This is a genomic window from Rhodanobacter sp. C03 (genome assembly GCF_002001175.1).
In the GTDB taxonomy this organism is placed as follows: domain Bacteria; phylum Pseudomonadota; class Gammaproteobacteria; order Xanthomonadales; family Rhodanobacteraceae; genus Rhodanobacter.
Map to the genome: position 1 here is coordinate 178835 of NZ_MUNT01000007.1, position 17786 is coordinate 196620.

Annotated in this window: 15 protein-coding genes and 1 riboswitch; of the genes, 2 read left to right on the forward strand and 13 right to left on the reverse strand. The window is 63.3% G+C overall.

All coding sequences use genetic code 11. From position 1 onward, the window contains the following. Positions 1–4: 4 nt before the first annotated feature. Positions 5–2452, forward strand: a complete 2448-nt coding sequence (locus B0E48_RS13095) for an acyl-CoA dehydrogenase (RefSeq protein WP_077518684.1) — start codon at positions 5–7, stop codon at positions 2450–2452. A 93-nt stretch (positions 2453–2545) separates the two neighbouring features. Here the strand turns inward: B0E48_RS13095 and B0E48_RS13100 are convergent, their stop codons facing one another. The 13 genes from B0E48_RS13100 to B0E48_RS13160 all read right to left on the reverse strand — a co-directional run bounded on the left by B0E48_RS13100 (position 2546) and on the right by B0E48_RS13160 (position 16021). Further along, on the reverse strand, positions 2546–3475 hold the full coding sequence (locus tag B0E48_RS13100; protein WP_077518592.1) for a CPBP family intramembrane glutamic endopeptidase: 930 nt from the start codon (positions 3473–3475) through the stop codon (positions 2546–2548). Positions 3476–3561: 86 nt separating this feature from the next. Then, positions 3562–5163 (reverse strand): peptide chain release factor 3, encoded by a 1602-nt coding sequence (locus B0E48_RS13105; protein ID WP_077518593.1) that lies wholly within the window; start codon positions 5161–5163, stop codon positions 3562–3564. Between the two features lie 109 nt (positions 5164–5272). Next, the gene (locus tag B0E48_RS13110; protein ID WP_139350287.1) at positions 5273–5569 is read right to left on the reverse strand and encodes a hypothetical protein; all 297 of its coding nucleotides are present in this window, start codon (positions 5567–5569) and stop codon (positions 5273–5275) included. Between the two features lie 36 nt (positions 5570–5605). Beyond that, entirely contained in the window at positions 5606–6016 is a 411-nt protein-coding gene (locus B0E48_RS17580; protein ID WP_139350288.1) for a hypothetical protein, read from the reverse strand. Positions 6017–6129: 113 nt separating this feature from the next. After that, entirely contained in the window at positions 6130–7524 is a 1395-nt protein-coding gene (locus B0E48_RS13120; RefSeq protein WP_077518596.1) for a M20/M25/M40 family metallo-hydrolase, read from the reverse strand. A gap of 193 nt (positions 7525–7717) precedes the next feature. Further along, positions 7718–9847 (reverse strand): elongation factor G, encoded by a 2130-nt coding sequence (gene fusA, locus B0E48_RS13125; protein WP_077518597.1) that lies wholly within the window; start codon positions 9845–9847, stop codon positions 7718–7720. 294 nt (positions 9848–10141) lie between these two features. Beyond that, entirely contained in the window at positions 10142–10504 is a 363-nt protein-coding gene (locus B0E48_RS13130) for a response regulator (protein WP_077518598.1), read from the reverse strand. Further along, positions 10504–12009, reverse strand: a complete 1506-nt coding sequence (locus tag B0E48_RS13135; protein WP_168170359.1) for a PAS domain-containing protein — start codon at positions 12007–12009, stop codon at positions 10504–10506. Before B0E48_RS13135 ends, B0E48_RS13130 begins: the two co-directional genes overlap by 1 nt. 134 nt (positions 12010–12143) lie before the next feature. Next, on the reverse strand, positions 12144–12806 hold the full coding sequence (locus tag B0E48_RS13140; RefSeq protein WP_077518600.1) for a M24 family metallopeptidase: 663 nt from the start codon (positions 12804–12806) through the stop codon (positions 12144–12146). Between the two features lie 14 nt (positions 12807–12820). After that, entirely contained in the window at positions 12821–13177 is a 357-nt protein-coding gene (locus B0E48_RS13145) for a DUF1304 domain-containing protein (RefSeq protein ID WP_077518601.1), read from the reverse strand. Between the two features lie 213 nt (positions 13178–13390). Then, positions 13391–13726 (reverse strand): RcnB family protein, encoded by a 336-nt coding sequence (locus tag B0E48_RS13150; protein ID WP_168170360.1) that lies wholly within the window; start codon positions 13724–13726, stop codon positions 13391–13393. A gap of 250 nt (positions 13727–13976) precedes the next feature. Then, on the reverse strand, positions 13977–15170 hold the full coding sequence (locus B0E48_RS13155; protein ID WP_077518603.1) for an acyl-CoA desaturase: 1194 nt from the start codon (positions 15168–15170) through the stop codon (positions 13977–13979). 125 nt (positions 15171–15295) lie between these two features. After that, positions 15296–16021 (reverse strand): 2OG-Fe dioxygenase family protein, encoded by a 726-nt coding sequence (locus B0E48_RS13160; RefSeq protein WP_077518604.1) that lies wholly within the window; start codon positions 16019–16021, stop codon positions 15296–15298. A 431-nt stretch (positions 16022–16452) separates the two neighbouring features. Beyond that, a riboswitch (SAM riboswitch) is annotated at positions 16453–16569 on the forward strand. A gap of 82 nt (positions 16570–16651) precedes the next feature. On the opposite strand from B0E48_RS13160, the gene B0E48_RS13165 reads away from it, so the two are divergent. After that, positions 16652–17680, forward strand: coding sequence for a homoserine O-succinyltransferase (locus tag B0E48_RS13165; protein WP_077518685.1), 1029 nt, complete (start codon positions 16652–16654; stop codon positions 17678–17680). Positions 17681–17786: the final 106 nt, after the last annotated feature.

The window sequence follows — 17786 nt, forward strand, 5'->3', positions numbered from 1 at the left end:
CAAGATGTCCGTGATACTGACCCTGCTGGCGGCGCTGATTGCCACCGGCACCTGTGCCTACCATCGCAGCAGCCTGCGTACCTGGGCGATCGCCACGATTGCCACCACGCTGGTGGTTGGTCTGATAGCGCATGCGCCGTGGACCATGATCATTTTGCTGATCATCGAGCTGGCGATCGCGGTGCCGCTGCTGCTGGTGGACTTCCGTCGCCGGCAGATCAGTGCGCCGTTGCTGAAGCTGTTCGCGAAAGTCACGCCGAAACTGTCCGAGACCGAGCAGACCGCTCTGGAAGCGGGCACGGTCGGTTTCGAGGGCGAGCTGTTCTCCGGCAAGCCGGACTGGCACGAACTGCTGAAGCAGCCCAAGCCCGAGCTGAGCGTGGAGGAGCAGGCCTTCCTCGACGGCCCGGTGGAAGAACTGTGCGGCATGATCGACGACTGGCAGATCACCCACGAACTGGCCGACCTGCCGCCGAACGTGTGGCAGTTCATCAAGCAGCACAAGTTCTTCGGCATGATCATCCCGAAGCGCTACAACGGCCTGGAGTTCTCCGCGCTGGCGCACTCGGCGGTGCTGCAGAAGCTGGCGACGATGTCGGCCACGGTGGCCTCGACCGTCGCGGTGCCGAACTCGCTCGGGCCGGCCGAGCTGCTGCTGCATTACGGCAGCGATGAACAAAAGGACTACTACCTGCCGCGTCTCGCCGTGGGCGAGGAGATTCCCTGCTTCGCACTGACCGGCCCATATGCCGGCTCCGACGCCACCTCGATTCCCGACTTCGGCATCGTCTGCAAGCAGGTCGTCGATGGCGTCGAGACGGTCGGCATCCGGTTCACCTTCGACAAGCGCTACATCACCCTGGCGCCAGTCGCCACGGTCGTCGGCCTGGCCTTCCGCATGTACGACCCGGAGCATCTGCTCGGCGACACCGACGACCTCGGCATCTCGCTGGCGTTGCTGCCGCGTTCGACACCGGGGCTGGAAATCGGTCGGCGCCATTTCCCGTTGAACGTGCCGTTCCAGAACGGACCGGTGCGTGGCAACGGCATCTTCGCGCCGTTGTCGGTGTTGATCGGCGGCTCGAAGATGGCCGGCCATGGCTGGCGCATGCTGGTTGAAGTGTTGTCGGTCGGTCGCGCGATTTCGCTGCCGTCCAATGCCACCGGCGGCGTGCGCGCGGCGGTCGCGTCGGTTGGCGCGTATGCGCGCATGCGCAAGCAGTTCGGCCTGGCGATCGCGCGCTTCGAAGGCGTGGAAGAGGCGCTGGCGCGGATCGGTGGGCTGACTTACGCGACGGCGGCACTCTCTCGCGCCACCGCCGCAGCGGTCGATCGTGGCGAGAAGCCGGCGGTGACCTCGGCGATCGCGAAATACCACACCACCGAATGGGGTCGTCAGATCGCCGGTGACGCGCTGGACGTGCTTGGCGGCAAGGGCGTGCAGCTCGGCCCGAAGAACTACGCCGGCCGCGCATGGCAGGGCGTGCCGATCGCGATCACGGTGGAAGGTGCCAACATCATGACGCGCAGCCTGATGATCTTCGGCCAGGGCGCGATCCGCTGCCATCCGTACGTGCTCAAGGAAATGCAGACGCTGTCGATCACCGATCGCGGCGAGCAGCTGAAGACGTTCGACCGGCTGCTGTTCGGTCACCTCGGGTTTGGCCTGTCCAACGCAGTGCGCAGCTTCGCGATGGGCGTGGCTGGTTCGCGTCTGGGCGAAACGGCCGGCGATGCGTACACCCGCCGCTACTACCGCAAGCTGGATCGCTACTCCGCCGCGTTGGCGCTGTGTTCGGACGTGTTCATGGGTGTGCTCGGCGGCAAGCTGAAGTTCAAGGAGAAACTGTCCGCGCGCCTCGGCGACGTGCTGAGTTATCTGTACATCGCCAGCGCGATGCTCAAGCGCTACGAGGACACTGGCCGCCCGGAAGCGGATCGTCCGCTGCTGGCGTGGGCGTTCCACCAGTGCGTGTGGAACATGCAGATGGCGCTGGACGGCGCGATCCGCAACTTCCCGGTGCGTCCGGTCTCGTGGCTGCTGCGTGCGCTGGTGTTCCCGTTCGGTCGTCGTGAAGTGCCGCCGTCCGATCGTCTGGGTCGCCGCGTCGCCGCCTTGATCACCGCGCCCAGCGAGGCGCGCGATCGCCTGCTCGAATGGGTCTATCTGACGCCGACGCCGAACAACACCATCGGCCGCATGCATGCGTTGCTGCCGGACGTGATCCTTGCCGAGCCGGTCGACCGCAAGTTCGGCAAGGCGCAGAAGAGTGGCCAGTTCAAGTCGCACGACTACATGGATCAGCTGGCCGAGGCCGAGCAGGCCGGCGTGCTGAATGCCAGCGAGGCGGCGTTGCTCAAGCGCGTGCGTGAAGGCGTGTTCGAGTTCATCTCGGTGGACGACTTCGAACCCGATGAGTTGCGCGCGTTCAAGACCCGCGCGGACAAGTAGGAAGGAATGCCATAGAGCGGCGCGGGCGCAGCAGGACTCCACGCCGCGCATGAGGGAAGCAGAGCCGGCTGTCGCAAGCGATAGCCGGCTACTTCATTTCTGGAGCGATGCGCGCTGCCAGCCTGGCGGCACGATCGAGCCTCGTCGCAATGCCACGATCAACAGGGCCAGCGTGCATAGCGAGCAAAGCGCCAGTGCGACCACCGAGGCCTCGGCGCCGAACACGCCGCCGCTCAGCCAGTCCGGTCCGCTGCGGTTCGAGATCAGCCAGCCCTTGCTGGCGCCACCAGACACCGGGATGCCGTAGACCGTGCCTTGCATGATGTTCCACGCCGCATGCAGGCCGATGCAGGCCCATAGCGAACGGGTGATGTGATAGATCATGGCCAGCAGCAGGCCGGCCTCGATCGCGATTGCAGCGGAACTCCATAGCGTGGCGCCGGGATTGAAGATGTGCGCGGCACCGAAGAACAGTGCCGAAATCGCCAGCGCCCACCAGGTGCCGAGTCCTTCCTCGACAATGCGAAAGATCACACCGCGGGTAATGATCTCCTCGCCGATGCCGGCACCGATGCCGGCCACCAGCACCCCCGGCAGCCAATCCACTTGTGGGTCGGTGCCGGTCACGTGATAGCTGCCGGCTAGCCACAGCACGGCAACTACCGCGCTGAACAGGGCGGCGCCGATGAGGAAGCCGGCGACGCCGTAAGTGGGAATGCTGCGCGGCGAAAGCTCGCGTATGCGTCGCCGCTCGATCAGTCGCACCAAGATCGCGTAACCGAGCAGTGCCGGCAGCAGTTGCATGCCCAGTGTCGCCAGTGCGTGGTGCAGCGGGTCGGCCGTTTTCAAGGTCCAACCCAGCGCGACCATCGCAACACGCGTGAGCATGCCGAAACCGATCAGCATCGCTGCAAAGAACACGATGCGCGCCCCGGGCGACAACACCAGCCAGCGTTGCCAGCCCGGTACGTTGGCAGGTGTGATGAAGGCGCGCTGGGTGGTCGGCAGCTGGGTGGTCGGCATGCGTCGATCCGCGAGAGGTGAGGCCCGCAGGCTAGCAGTGCAAAGGATCAGGCCCCAGTGACGCAAGTCATGCGGAGCTGGCGCGTCTAGACCTCAACCGAGGCGGCATGCTCGCGCGTGTTGGCAAAGCGCACCTGTGGCCAGCGCTCCTGCGCTAGCTGCAGGTTGACCCGCGTCGGCGCGATGTAGACCAGCTCGCCGGCGCCGTCGATCGCCAGGTTCATCGCGTTCTTCTCGCGGAACTCGGCCATCTTCTTTTCGTCGTCGCAATGCACCCAGCGTGCAGTGGTCACCGTCACCGGCTCGAAGCTGGCGTCGACGTTGTATTCGTCCTTGAGACGGTACGCCACCACGTCGAACTGCAGCACGCCGACCGCGCCGAGGATAAGGTCGTTGCTCATCAGTGGACGGAAAAACTGGGTGGCGCCTTCCTCGGACAGCTGCGCCAGACCCTTCTGCAGCGCCTTCATCTTCAGCGGGTCGCGCAGCCGCGCACGGCGGAACAGTTCCGGCGCGAAATTCGGAATGCCGGTGAAGTTGATCGCCTCGCCTTCGGTGAAGGTGTCGCCGATCGTGATGGTGCCGTGGTTGTGCAGGCCGATCACGTCGCCGGGATACGCGGTCTCGACGATCTCGCGGTCGCTGGCCATGAAGGTCAGCGCGTTGGCGATTCGGATGTCCTTGCCGGTGCGCGTCTGGATCATCTTCATGCCGGCGTTATATGTGCCCGAGCACACGCGCATGAACGCCACGCGGTCGCGGTGTGCCGGATCCATGTTCGCCTGGATCTTGAACACGAAGCCGGAAAGCTTCTCTTCCTCCGGCTGCACCTCGCGGCTCAGCGTACCCCGCGGGCGCGGCGACGGTGCATGCTCGACGAAGAAGTCCAGCAGCAGCTGCACGCCGAAATTGTTCACCGCCGAGCCGAAGAACACCGGCGTCTGTCGGGCCGCCAGGTACTCGTCCATCTCGAACGAAGGCGCAGCGCCCTGCACCAGTTCGAGTTCGTCGCGCAGTTCGCGCATCGCCTCGTCGCCGACTTTCTCCAGCAGGCCCGGCGCATCGAGACCCTTGAAGATGGTCGAATCCTGCCGGGTGAAATTCTTGCCCGGCTCGAAGATGTGCACCTCGTCCAGCATCAGGTGGTACACGCCCTTCAGCCGCTTGCCCATGCCGATCGGCCAGGTCACCGGCGCGCAGGCGATGCCGAGCACCGACTCCACTTCGTCCAGCAGCTCGATCGGCGAGCGGCCTTCGCGGTCGAGCTTGTTGATGAAAGTCATGATCGGCGTGTCACGCAGGCGGCACACTTCCATCAGCTTGATCGTGCGCTCCTCCACGCCCTTGGCGCAGTCGATCACCATCAGCGCCGAATCCACCGCGGTCAGCACGCGGTAGGTGTCTTCGGAGAAGTCCGCGTGGCCCGGCGTGTCGAGCAGGTTGACGATCTTGCCCTCGTACGGGAACTGCATCACTGACGACGTCACCGAGATGCCGCGTTCCTTTTCCAGCGCCATCCAGTCAGACGTCGCGTGACGAGCTGCCTTACGCCCCTTCACCGAGCCAGCCATCTGGATCGCACCGCCGAACAGCAGCAGTTTTTCAGTCAGCGTGGTCTTGCCCGCGTCAGGGTGGCTGACGATGGCGAAGGTGCGGCGGCGGCGGGTTTCTTGGAGATGGGTGGACATGAGGGTAGGTCAGCTGGAACGCGAACCGGCAATGATACCGTGATCTCCCGGCTGGGTTCGTGCTTGGTTGCATAGCTAGGTGGGTCTCATTGCACGCATTAGGAGCGATTTACTGCAATTTCTTTTCATCGGACTCGAAATGGGCGATTTGCTCAATAAGACTGCCCCTCTTCAAGATCCCGTACTGGTCGGGGTAGTAAAAGCGCAGACGAATCAAGGCGGGATAAGCGACCCCGGTAGCGTTGCTGGAATGGGCATCTGCGATAAGAGAGATCTTGTGCGCAGATACTTCTAGATCAGCCCAATCGCTTCTGACCTGCTCAATCAATTTCGGAGCTGCAATGGGAGAGTTGATAACAAGGCCAGCCGATGGCTGATAGCGAACAGGTAAAAGATTCCGATTCACGATCTGGCCTATAAGCGCATAGCAAACATCGCCAATTCAAATGGTGTAGCTACCCTCGAAGGACAGCTCCAAATTCTTGCGTGGTTGATATCTGCCTCCCTCAGGAAGCCGTGTTGGACGGTACCTTGGCTGGTACTCATCGCTGAAATAGCGAAACATGAAAAAGCTTGAGCCAACGGTGAGCTTGGTAGGACGTGTGTCATTGAGATGGTTGATAAGTTGTGGAAGTACTTCTACTCCTCGACGTACCAATTCGCGCATCTGTGGGTTGACCGTGGGAGGGGGCGTCCCGAGGACTCCGACTTCGAATTGGAGCGGATGGTCTTCTGCGATGAATCCAGCAAAAGACGCCATTGCATTAAGCCCTGGAGCTTGCGTATCGAGCTGTTCCAAGTCGGTTATGAGTTTCTCAGTAGGTACGGTCAACAAATTGCTGGCAAAACTCATGCCGGGCGAAATCATGAGTATCAGGGCGAATAGGCAAAAGGGTCTCATAGGTAGTCCTGATGCCTCGGCCCCAATTGAGTTGTTATCGGCACTGGCTTCAAGGCCGCTGCTTCTTACTTCGCCAAATGCATCAGCACTCGATGCCAGAACTCCAGCCCTGCAGCAACTTCCGAGGCCGGCAGCTTCTCGTTGAGGCCGTGGGCGAAGGTGTCGTCGGGTTTGGTGAAGGCAGCATCAATGCCGTAGCTGGGTACGCCGGCATTGCGGAAGTACATGCTGTCGGAGGCCCCGGCGGACATGCCGGGCACGACTTCCACGCCCGGGAAGCGCTGGTGCACGGCTTCGGTCACCGCGGCGATCACGTCCTGGCGCAGCGGCGAGGCGGGGCTGTCCACCGGTGGCGGCGGCAGCACGGTCACGCTGGCGGACTTGTCGTCGATCACCTTGATCAAGGTGCCGCGCACGCTGGCGACCGGCGTGCCCGGGAAGATCCGGCAATTCACGTTGAGGCTGGCGCTCTGCGGCAGCGCGTTGAGCGCATGGCCGCCGTTGAGCATCGTCGCCACGCAGGTGGTGCGGATCTGGCCGACGTAGGCCGGGTCGGTCGAGATGGTGGTCGCGGCGGCCGCATCGTCGGGGTGGGCGGCGAAGCGGATCATCGCTGCGCCCAGTGGGCCGGGCGTATGGGTGCCGGTGGCATGCAGCGAGGCGCGGGTGATCGGGTTGATCATCGGCGGAAACTGGTAGGCCGCCACGCGGTCGATGATGCGCGCCAGCCGGTAGATGGCATTGTCCGCATTGGGTTCGCTGGAGTGGCCGCCGGCTGAAGTCAGGCTGATCTGGAAATCCGCATAGGTCTTCTCGGCTGCCTGGATCTCGTACACCGTGGGCTTGCCGGTGGTGGGATCCAGAGTGCCGCCGCCGGCGTCGGCGTTGAGCAGGAAGTCGGCATCGTGATAGCGCTTGGCCAGCTCGCGGGTCGAGGCCATCGCGGTCTCTTCGTCGCCGGACAGCAGCAGGATCAGGTCGTGGCTGGGTTTGAAGCCTTCGCGCTTGAGCCGGATCAACGTTTCGACCAATACCACCACGGCGGTTTTCATGTCCGCGCTGCCACGACCGTAGAGATAGCCGTTCTCCTCGACCAGGGTGAACGGATCGCGGGTCCAGTCCTTGCGATTCGCCGCCACCACGTCCATGTGCCCGGACAGCAGGATCGGCTTGCCTGCACCGGTACCGCGATAGCGCGCGACCAGCGCAGCGGTTTCGCCCACCGGGATAATCTCGACGTCGCCAGCAGCAAAGCCGCCGGCCTTGAGCTTGTCGGCCAGGTAGGCGGCCAGCACCGGCACCTGATGCTCGCCCTCGGACGTGTGGATGCTGATGGCATGCTTCAGCATGCCCATGGTTTCGGGCAGTACCTCGGAGGACGTACTGGCGTGGGCCATTCCGACGCCGGCGCAGAAGGCCAGCGCGGCCGCCGCGGGCGCAAGTACTCGTGATGCTCTCATTCGAGGTCCTCTGTGCATGTCTTTGACGAGGCCCGAGTATGCGCAGCAGCTCGCGCACTTGTATACGTCGAGGCACGTGCGTTGGCGCCTGCCGTGACGGCGTCGCCGCGAAAAAAAGAGCCCGGGGATGGCTCCCCGGACTCTTTTGTTTTTGCGCTGAACATCAGATCAGCGCGATATCGAAAGCGAAAGCTTACTTCGCTTCCTTCTCCATCAGCTTCTCGACCATGCTTGCCGGCACTTCCTCGTAATGATCGAAGATCATCGTGAAGTTGCCGCGGCCGCTGGTGGCCGAGCGCAGGAAGTTGATGTAGCCGAACATTTCGGCCAGCGGCACGAAGCCCTGCACGAAGGCATTGGCACCCTTCTGGCCCTGTTCGGTGATCGAGCCGCGACGACGGTTCATGTCGCCGATCACGTCGCCCAGGTAGGTCGCCTCGGTGACCACTTCCAGCTTCATCACCGGCTCGAGCAACTTCGGCTTGGACATCTTCTGCGCCTCGCGGAAGCAGGCGCGGGTGGCGATTTCGAAGGCGAGCGCCGAGGAGTCGACGTCGTGGAACTTGCCGTCGATCAGGCGTGCCTTGAAGTCCAGCACCTGGTAGCCGGCGACTTGGCCCTGGCGGGACTCCTTCGTGATGGCCTGCTCAACCGCCGGGATGAACTCGCGAGGTACGCGACCGCCGACCACTTCGTCGGAGAACACCACGCCGGTGCCTGGCTCGCCCGGCTCGAAGATGATCTTCACTTCGGCGAACTGACCCGTACCGCCGGTCTGCTTCTTGTGCGTGTAGGTGTGCTCGACGGTCTTGCCGAACGCCTCGCGGAAGCTGACCTTGGGCTTGCCCATGTTCGCTTCCACGCCCAGCTCGGTGCGCATGCGATCGATGGTGATTTCCAGATGCAGCTCGCCCATGCCCTTGAGCACGGTCTGGCCGGTTTCCTGGTCCACTTCCATGCGCAGCGACGGATCGGCCTTGACCATTTTGTAGAGCGCGGTCGACATCTTGTCGACGTCGCCGCGGGTTTTCGGTTCGACCGAGACGCTGATCACCGGATCCGGGAAGCGCATGCGCTCGAGCAGGGCCGGATGCGCCGGATCGGACAGTGAATCGCCTGTCTCGGTGTCCTTCATCGAGACGAACGCGCAGATGTCACCGGCGCGCACTTCGTCGATTTCCTTGGTCGCGTTGGCCTGCACTTCCACGATGCGGCCCACGCGCTCCTTCTTGCCACGGGTGACGTTCTGCAGCGTGTCGCCCTTCTTGATCACACCCGAATAGATGCGGCAGAAGGTCAGCGTGCCGAACTGGTCGTTGATGACCTTGAACGCCAGCGCGCGCGCCGGCGCGTCGTCGCGCACTTCCTGCTCGCCGATGATATTGCCGTCTTCGTCGACGATCGAGATGCCGCCGTTCTCGCCCGGGTAGGGCATGTAGTCGACCACGGCGTCCAGCAGCTGCTGCACGCCCTTGTTCTTGTACGACGAGCCGCAGAACACCGGCACCAGCTTGCCGGTGACGCAACCCTTGCGGATGCATTCCTTCAGTTTCGCCGGATCGTGCTCACCGGTTTCGATGAGGTGCCCGAACGCGTCGTCGTCCATCGCCAGCGCGTGCTCGATCATCTCCTCGCGCAGCTTCGGCAACTGGTCGATCCAGTCGTTGTCGACAGTGGAGCCGAACTTCAGGCGCGCCCTCGCTTCCTCGAACGACACGGTTTCCCAGGTGCTGTCCTTGTCGTCCGACGCCCAGATGTAGGCGACGTTGGCGACCAGGTCGGCCATGCCGATGAATTCGTCGGAGCTGCCCAGCGGAATCTGGCACAGCAGCGCCGGTGCGTTCAGGCGCTCGCGGATGCCCTTGACGCAATGCGCGAAGCTGGCGCCGATGCGGTCCATCTTGTTGATGTAGCACACGCGCGGCACGTTGTACTGGTCGGCCAGGCGCCAGTTGGTCTCGGTCTGCGGTTCCACGCCGGCGACGCCGTCGAACACCACCACGGCGCCGTCGAGCACGCGCAGCGAGCGGTTCACCTCGATGGTGAAGTCCACATGTCCCGGGGTGTCGATCACGTTGATCTGGTGGCCTTTCCATTCGGCCGTCACCGCCGCCGACTGGATCGTGATGCCGCGCTTGCGCTCCTGCTCCATGTAATCGGTGGTGGTCGAGCCCTTGCCATCTTTCGTGTCATGCACGTCGATGATCTGGTGCTTCTTGCCGGTGTAGTACAGCACGCGTTCGGTGGTCGTGGTCTTGCCCGCATCGATATGCGCAATGATGCCGATGTTGCGATATAGGTTGAGTGGTTTGGTTCTGGCCATGACCTGGGTTCCGAAGTGTCGAGCGTGATGGATGATGGGTAAGCTGAAGTGATCCGCGGAGCTGCATGATGCGTTCCGCTGGCACAGCCAATCCCGGGGATGGTCAAGCCTCGAACCTGGTTCGAGGGACGCACCCACAAGGAGCGGCAAGGACGTAACCGCTGATTTTAGCGTGTTTTCGGGTCCGGCTTGTCATTGGCAGGTTGATTGGGCGAAATGCCCGCCCGGGCGGCAGCAATGGCCGTGCCTGCGACCTGCCATGAACGTCGGGGATCCGCCGGCGACATCAGCCTCTCAGGCGGCCCGCAGGGCAGTCAGCGCCGCGGTCAGCTGCCGTGTGTCGTAGGGCTTCTGCAGGATTTTCTCGTTGCGCCAGACTTCGGGCAGGTCCTGACCGTCGTAGCCGGAGGAAAACACAAACGGGATGCCGCGACGACGCAGCACCAAGGCAACCGGGAAGCTTTGCTCCCCGGCCAGATTGATGTCGAGGATCGCCAGGTCGATCAGTGCAGACTCGGCCAGCTCCAGGCAATGGCTCACGCGCGCGGCCTTGATGACGTTGTAGCCCCAGGCATTGAGGCGATCTTCCAGCATCATCGCCAGCATCATCTCGTCTTCGGCGACCAGGATGCACGGCAGTTGGCTGTCAGTAGTCATCAGGGCACTACCTCATCTAGTGGCACATCGATAGTGCAGGTCACCCCGCTGGGGGGAAATGCGAGCGTCACCTCACCATCCAGTTCATACGGCACGCCTTCATTGATCAGGCGTGTGCCAAAGCCGCGGCGGGTGGGTGGTACCACCGGGGGGCCACCGGTTTCCATCCACTGCAGTAGCAACCATGGACGTTGATCCTGCGCGCGTGTCGTCCAGGTGACGGAGACCCGGCCTTCGGGTACCGACAGCGAGCCGTACTTGGCGGCATTGGTGACCAGCTCGTGCAAGGCCATGCTCAGCGCCAGCGCCTGTTTCGGCGGCAGGATGAGTTCATCGCCCTGCAAGCGCACTCGCTCATCATTCGTGCAGGCATCGTCATGCCGATAGGGCGCCAGTTCATTGTTGATGATGCCGGTCAGTGGCGCGCCTGCCCATGTATCCCGCGCCAGCAGGTTGTGCGTGCGTGACATCGCCAGCAGCCGCGCCAGGAAACTCTCCGCGAAGTCAGGCAGGTGCGTTGCGTTGGCGAGGGTCTGCTGGGCAATCGCCTGCACCGTGGCCAGCGTGTTCTTCACCCGATGGTTGAGCTCGCCCAGTATCATTTCCGTATGCCGCGCCGCGCGCACGCGCTCGGTGACGTCGCGCGCAATCAGCTTGCCGGCAAACAAGATGCCGTTGTCGTCGCATACCGGCGAATAGCTCAGCGCCAGCGGCACCGATTCGCCGTTCGGACGTACCCAGGTCATCTCAAACTCGTCCAGCCGGCGGGTCCGGTGGTGGCTGGCGAAGAACAGCCTGGTTTCCTCGGACGGCTCGGGCGGCAGCAACTGGTTCAACGGCTTGCCGACTATCTGCGCGGCCGGCAGGCCGAAGATGCGTTCAGCACTGGCGTTCCAGCTGGTGATCCGGTCGCCCAGTGAAAAGCCGAAGATGGCATCGCGCGAGGAGTTCACGATCGCCGCCAGCCGGGCATGTTCGTTGTTCAGTTGGCTCAGGGTGACGTCGACGAAGGTCAGCACCACGCCATCGACGACATTGTCGACGGTCAGGTAGGGCCGCATGCGCAGCAGAAACGTTGGTGCGTCGCCATCGCCGCGCAGCGTGCGTTCGGTGACGACCATGTCTTGCAGCACATGGGCCACGTCGTTTTTCAATTCCGGATAATTGATACCCGGCAAAATTTCATTGATCGGTCGACCACTGTCGCCGTCGCGCAGATGGAACAGCTTGGTCATCGCCGGCGTGTAGTTGCGGATATGCAGGTCCCGGTCGAGGAACAAGACGGCGATGTGGGTGCTGTCCAGCAGGTTGCGGATATCGTTGTTGAGCAGGTTCAGCGCTTGGTTCTTGGCGTTGAGTTCGGCGTTGACGGTCTGCAATTCCTCGTTGATCGACTGCATCTCCTCGGTGGAGATTTCCAGCTCCTCGTTGGCGGATCGGGTTGCTGGCGGCTTGCGGCCTTTCAACGACGTGCCTTTCTTGCCGGTGGCGGTTGTTGTGGACACAGGCTTTGTCTTCGACGGCATACGGTGCACCCTGAAAGAAATCCACGCGGGTCTGAATAAGGCCGCAGGATAACGCCCATCACCGTTCATGACAGGTGATTGCAGTGCAGACGAGGTCGCCGGATTCGCGCGGATCAGCGCGTCAGCAAATCTTCGTAAAACGCACCGAACGGTTCGCTCGGATGCGCGATCTGGATCTCCAGTATCCACAGCCCGCTGGATGGCGCCGCTTCCAGATCGCCGAGATCGCCGCCCTGGTGGATCGCGTGCGGAAAGTCACTGACCCGGTGCCCCTTGATCGCATGGTTGAAGCGCCAGCCCAGCGCCTCGGCACGCTCGCCGGCAAACGCATACAGCGCCTGACCGCTCAGCCCCTGCGTGCGCCATGCATCGGCCACTTCGCCGAACAGCGCGCGTGCCGCATCGGCGCAGACTTGTCGCTCAGGTGCATGACCGACCACAAACGTGTCGCCCACATCACCCTCATGCCCGTCGAACACCAGCCCGAGGTCGATGAAGTAGCTGTCGTTCTCGCCGAGTCGCACGCTCGGGTCGGAGCGTTGCCGATACGTCTTGGTGGTGTTCGCGCCGATGCGGATGATCACCGGATGCCACAGCCGCTCGAAGCCCAGCTCGCGGAACACGACGGCCGCTTCGAGCTTCGCCTCGTCCTCGCCGATGCCCGGACGCATGCGCTCGCGGATGCCATGCAGCGCGGCCCAGGTTTTCTCGCGGGCGTGTTGCATCAGCGCGTGATTGAAACGTTGTCCGACAGCTTCGCGAGAGTGGGTTGCCATGGGCGTCGGTTTGATCAGGGCAGGTGGAGGAGTACCAGCCCAATTGCCGCCGGCAACGCCTGTATCCACAAAATCTTCCGGCTTGCCGTCAGTCCGCCGAAGATGCCGGCGACCAGCACGCAGCCCAGGAAGAACACCTTCACGTAGAAGCCGGTGCTGCCGAGACAGAGACCCCAGACCAGTCCGGCGACGAGGAAGCCGTTGTAGAGACCCTGGTTGGCGGCGAGTGCTTTCGACTGCTCGGCAAATTCCGCGGTGGTGCCGAACGCGCGACGACCCGCGGGTTTGGTCCACAGGAACATTTCCAGAATCAGGAACCACAGGTGCAGCAACGCGATGACGGCGATCACGATGTTTGCAGCGATGGACATGGCAACTCCCCCTGGATGGCTGATGGTGGCGTTCCATGGCTGGAGCGCCGTGGCGGCAGTGTCGCAGCCGTATCGGCTCATCGCAAACACGAACTACAGAAGCAGGCAAAGACCCATGCTTCCCGAAATGAAAGGCTATAACAAAAACGGACCCATGGAATCCATGGGTCCGTTTGCATGGGCACGGCAGAAGCCGTGCCCATGGCGGGTCAATCAGTGTTGATGGACGATACTGGTGATCGCGCCGGTGCTTTCATCGACCAGCAGGAAATCACCATTGTCGCCACGCACCCAGTGGGACCCTTGCGTGGGTTCGTTCAAATGTTCGGTCTGCCACTTCTGAACGACATAGGTGTTGCCGCGATATTCGACCGGGACCACGCCGCCTTCTTTGTACCAGGTCTCGTGGTTGCCACCGATATGCTGCACGGTGGTGGTAACCGTCTTGGTGGTTTCGACCGTGCCACCACTTTGATCGGCGGTTTGCGCAAGCGCCACATTGGACAGCAACAGGGCAGCGCACATGGCCAAAGCTAATTTTGTCTTCATGGATGTGTCCTTATGAGTGCCAGGCTTGTGGCGGGGCCACAGGTCAAGGGCAGTGGCAAGATCTGGCGCATGCATCCCTGACAAGGGGGCCTGACAAGGGGTGCGCACGCATGAGCATCACTCAACTGCACACGCAGCTTGGCAAGCGGCAGGCGCTTAGCGCGTGCATTTCGCGTCAGTGCGCCATTCACGTTAGACAACCGCAGGTAACTGTTGCTGGACTTACCCGCGGAGGGGTCGAACCCGGGATTCAGTTCTGCGCCAGCGGCTCGGCCACCAGCATTGATGTCGGCGCGGCCGCGATGACCGGCCGGCCCAATTGCCGCAGCAGGCGGTAGTGCGACGCGATGCCGGCGCCGAACGTACGGTGTTCGCGATAGGTCACGCCGTATTCGCGGCAGGCGTCTTCCACCACGCGCGCGACCAGCGGGTAGTGCACGTGCGAGATGCGTGGAAACAGATGGTGCTCGACCTGGAAATTCAGCCCGCCGATCAGCCAGCTCAGTACGCGGTTGCCGCGGGCGAAATCCACCGTGGTTTCCAGCTGATGGATCGCCCAGGGCGTGTCGATCTGCAGGCCGCTTTCGTCTGGCACCGGGAACGCCGCTTCTTCCACCACGTGTGCCATCTGGAATACGAGTGCCAGCAGGATGCCAGCGACCGCCGATACAAGGCTGTAGAACAACAGCACGCTGCCGATCGAATGGAAGACCAGCGGCAGGCCGAAGGCGACGGTGAAGAACACCAGCTTGCCGATCACGAACCCGGCCAGATCCCAGCCTTTCGGCCGGTTGAACGGGCGCTCGCCGACGGTGCCGGTGATCATGTCGCGGAAGTCGCCGAACAGGTGCCAGCGGATCGCGGTGACACCGTACAGCGGCCACAGATAAAAGTGCTGCCAGCGGTGCCACGGACGCCGCCGCTGCTGCGGCGACAGCCGGCCCAGCACGCCGAGGTCGATGTCGCTGTCGTGCCCGGCCACGTTGACCCAGGTGTGGTGGAAACGCGCGTGCTTCCACTGCCAGATGTACGAGCTGCCGCCGACCAGGTCCAGCGCCAGCGCCATCAGCCGGTTGATCCAGCGCCGTTCCGAATACGCCTGGTGGCCGCCGTCGTGCATGATGTTGAAGCCGATCCCGGCCATCGCCGTGCCCAGCACGAGGGCCAGCGGCAGCGCCTGCCACCAGGTGGCGGCGAAGAACACCAGCGCGACATAGGCCAGCGCGAAGGTGGCGAGGATGACCGTCGTCTTCAGATACATCTGCGCGCTGTCGCGCTGGCGGGTGCCACTGCGCTTGAACTCGGCATCGACACGACGGCGCAGTTCGCGATGGAACGAATTGTCACCGCTGAACTTCAGCCGCTCGCCCGATCGATCAGCATGGGTATCAGCTGGCAGCGAGTCGGCAGAGAAGTCCCCGCGATGTGATGAATCGAGGGACATGAGATGGCCTGGCGAATGATCAGGCATGCATCTTACGCGATCGTACGTAACGGGAATGTTGGCCGCCGTCGCGAAAGCGGGCATGCCCGCCAGTGTCAGTGAGGGACTGACGCTGGCGGCGCGGCTTAGTTCGCCGCCTTGAACGTCACCACCAGCACGTCGCGGTGTGCGGGTTTTGTGGGATCGAGCGGTGTCACCGCGGTGACACCGTGGCAGACGCGGGTATCGTCGACCAGCGCGGCGTCCAGTGCGTGGGTGAGCGTGAAGCTGCCCAGCAGGCTGCCGTCGTGGGCGTGGATGGTGGTGGTGCCGCTCTCGATATTGGTGCGATCGATCAGCAGCACCAGCACGTAATCCACGCCGTCGCGATGCACGCCTTCCGGCGTCGGTTCGCCCGCTTCGTCGGCGCGCGCCTCGATGCGGAACTGGTGCACTTCGATATGCCAGCGGTGGATGGCGGGCGCCAGTGCGCCGAACAGTTCCCGACTGAAGGCCAGGATGCGGCGCAGGCTGGCGCCGTCGGCGATGGCCGGCTGCACCGGCTCGAACCAGCGCTGGATGTCGCCCTGCAGCGTGTTGTAGCTGAGGCTCTGGTAATGCGGCTGGTGTGGCTCGCGATGGATTTCGCCGCTCGCATCGGCGGCGAACGCCGCATGCCGCCGGCGCCGGTGCCGGCCGCGTGCGGCCAGATAGGTATCGGGTCCCAGCTCGTTCCAGCTGTCGGCGAATGCGGGCCAGTCGCTCAATGCCGGTGCCTGCAACAGGTCGCGCATCTGGTCGGCGGTGAGGAAGGCAAAGCCGTCGTCCTGCAGCCGGGAGTGCAACGTTGACGTGTCGAAGGGTGCGGTCATGCGGATACGTTAGCAGGAGGCGCATGAAGCGGCGATGGCTCAGGGAAGCGATGCCTGTGCTGGCCATGCAGGAGCGTACCGACATGGCTCAGCCCGGAGGGTCTGTGTCAGCCGGTCCGGCAGTGGTGCATGCCGGGTGAAAGCCTTCGGGTACGAGAAGAGCGCCATTTGGTGGCTTTCGGCGTAATCATGCGGCCGGATCAGTTCTTCGGTAGGGCCGAAGGTGAAGTCGGGCATTGCCAGGCTACATAGCCATGGTGCTTTCCTTCGACGTGGTGTGCCAGAGGGGCGTTACCGTCCTGCGTGGCTGCGCCAATGGCGTCGCTTATTTGGCTTGTCATTGATATATGCATGACGTTCACGGGATGCATATACGTTTAGATGTTTAGACGTCTATTGACAAGTTGAACTCATGCATTCAATATCCTGTCCACTCATCGAGACCGGCGGAGGGATAGGCCCTTTGATGCCGGGGCAACCAGCGGGAAGCGTTCCCGTCACGGTGCCAAATCCTGCGGCGGCGCCACGGCGCCACCGAGAGATGGGCGTCATTCCTGCCGCAGTTTCATTCACTGTGCATGTATGACACCCGGCTCCGGCAACCCGCAGGCGATGCGACCGGAGAACCGCATGACCTTTCAGCCGCTGCCACTCGCCGATCCCGATTCCAGCCATTCGCCGGCACGTTTCCATGCGGAATCACGTCGCGAGGACCTGACCGCCCAGCGCAGCACGCGGCGGCTGGTCATCAGTCCCAAATACGGCAGCGGCCCGCGCGAGATCGAAGTCCGCTATCTGTGGTGCGGCGCGCCGGATGCGCCCACGTTGATCGTGCAGGGCGGCATCTCAGCCAACCGCGACGTCACCGCGCTGGATGGCCATGCCACTCCCGGCTGGTGGCAGGCGCTGGTCGGCAGCGGTGCAGCGATCGATCTGCAGCGCTGGCGCGTGCTGGCGATCGACTGGTTGACCCCGGACGAGCTGGGTGTCGGTTCGGTCTCCAGCGAGGATCAGGCCGATGCACTGGCCGCCTTGCTGCAGGGGCTGGCGATTCCGCAGGCGCATGCCGTCGTGGGCTCTTCCTACGGCGCTATGGTGGCGCTGGCGTTTGCTGCGCGGCACCCGCGGTGCGTGAACCGACTGCTGCTGCTGGCCGGCGCACACCGGCCGCATCCGCTGGCCACGGCACAGCGCAGCGTGCAGCGCGGGATCGTGCGGCTTGGCCAGTCGGCCGGTCGGGTCGACGAGGCGTTGGCGCTGGCGCGCCAGCTGGCGATCACCACCTACCGCGGCAGCGGCGAGTTCGGCCGGCGCTTTGCCGGTGGCCCGGAATGGCGCGACGAGCGCTTCCATTTCCCGGTCGAGGATTACCTCGAACACCAGGGTCGGCGCTTCGTCGGGCGCTTCGACGCCGACCGCTTCCTCGCACTGTCCGAATCGATCGATCTGCATGACGTGGCGCCGGAACAAATCCCGACGCCGACCACGTTGATCGGTTTCCCATCCGACCGGCTGGTGCCGCTGGCCGACCTGTGCGAGCTGCAGCGTCGCTTGCGTGGCCCGGCCACGCTGGAAGTGGTCGAGTCGCCGTATGGCCATGATGCCTTCCTGAAAGAACCCGAGCAGCTCGCGCCGCTGTTGCGCGAAGCGCTGAGCTGAACCTGCAGAAGCCTGTAGGAGCGGCTTCAGCCGCGATGCTCTTCGACCGCTTGGCGCAGAAGCATCGCGACTGAAGTCGCTCCCATACAAGATCCAATTCACCCTT

Bases quoted from the DNA above. Each gene is read 5' to 3' on its own strand.
- B0E48_RS13095 (WP_077518684.1), top strand. From the start codon at position 5: ATGTCCGTGATACTGACCCTGCTGGCGGCGCTGATTGCCACCGGCACC.
- B0E48_RS13100 (WP_077518592.1), bottom strand. From the start codon at position 3,475: ATGCCGACCACCCAGCTGCCGACCACCCAGCGCGCCTTCATCACACCT.
- B0E48_RS13105 (WP_077518593.1), bottom strand. From the start codon at position 5,163: ATGTCCACCCATCTCCAAGAAACCCGCCGCCGCCGCACCTTCGCCATC.
- B0E48_RS17580 (WP_139350288.1), bottom strand. From the start codon at position 6,016: ATGAGTTTTGCCAGCAATTTGTTGACCGTACCTACTGAGAAACTCATA.
- B0E48_RS13120 (WP_077518596.1), bottom strand. From the start codon at position 7,524: ATGAGAGCATCACGAGTACTTGCGCCCGCGGCGGCCGCGCTGGCCTTC.
- fusA (WP_077518597.1), bottom strand. From the start codon at position 9,847: ATGGCCAGAACCAAACCACTCAACCTATATCGCAACATCGGCATCATT.
- B0E48_RS13130 (WP_077518598.1), bottom strand. From the start codon at position 10,504: ATGACTACTGACAGCCAACTGCCGTGCATCCTGGTCGCCGAAGACGAG.
- B0E48_RS13140 (WP_077518600.1), bottom strand. From the start codon at position 12,806: ATGGCAACCCACTCTCGCGAAGCTGTCGGACAACGTTTCAATCACGCG.
- B0E48_RS13145 (WP_077518601.1), bottom strand. From the start codon at position 13,177: ATGTCCATCGCTGCAAACATCGTGATCGCCGTCATCGCGTTGCTGCAC.
- B0E48_RS13150 (WP_168170360.1), bottom strand. From the start codon at position 13,726: ATGAAGACAAAATTAGCTTTGGCCATGTGCGCTGCCCTGTTGCTGTCC.
- B0E48_RS13155 (WP_077518603.1), bottom strand. From the start codon at position 15,170: ATGTCCCTCGATTCATCACATCGCGGGGACTTCTCTGCCGACTCGCTG.
- B0E48_RS13160 (WP_077518604.1), bottom strand. From the start codon at position 16,021: ATGACCGCACCCTTCGACACGTCAACGTTGCACTCCCGGCTGCAGGAC.
- B0E48_RS13165 (WP_077518685.1), top strand. From the start codon at position 16,652: ATGACCTTTCAGCCGCTGCCACTCGCCGATCCCGATTCCAGCCATTCG.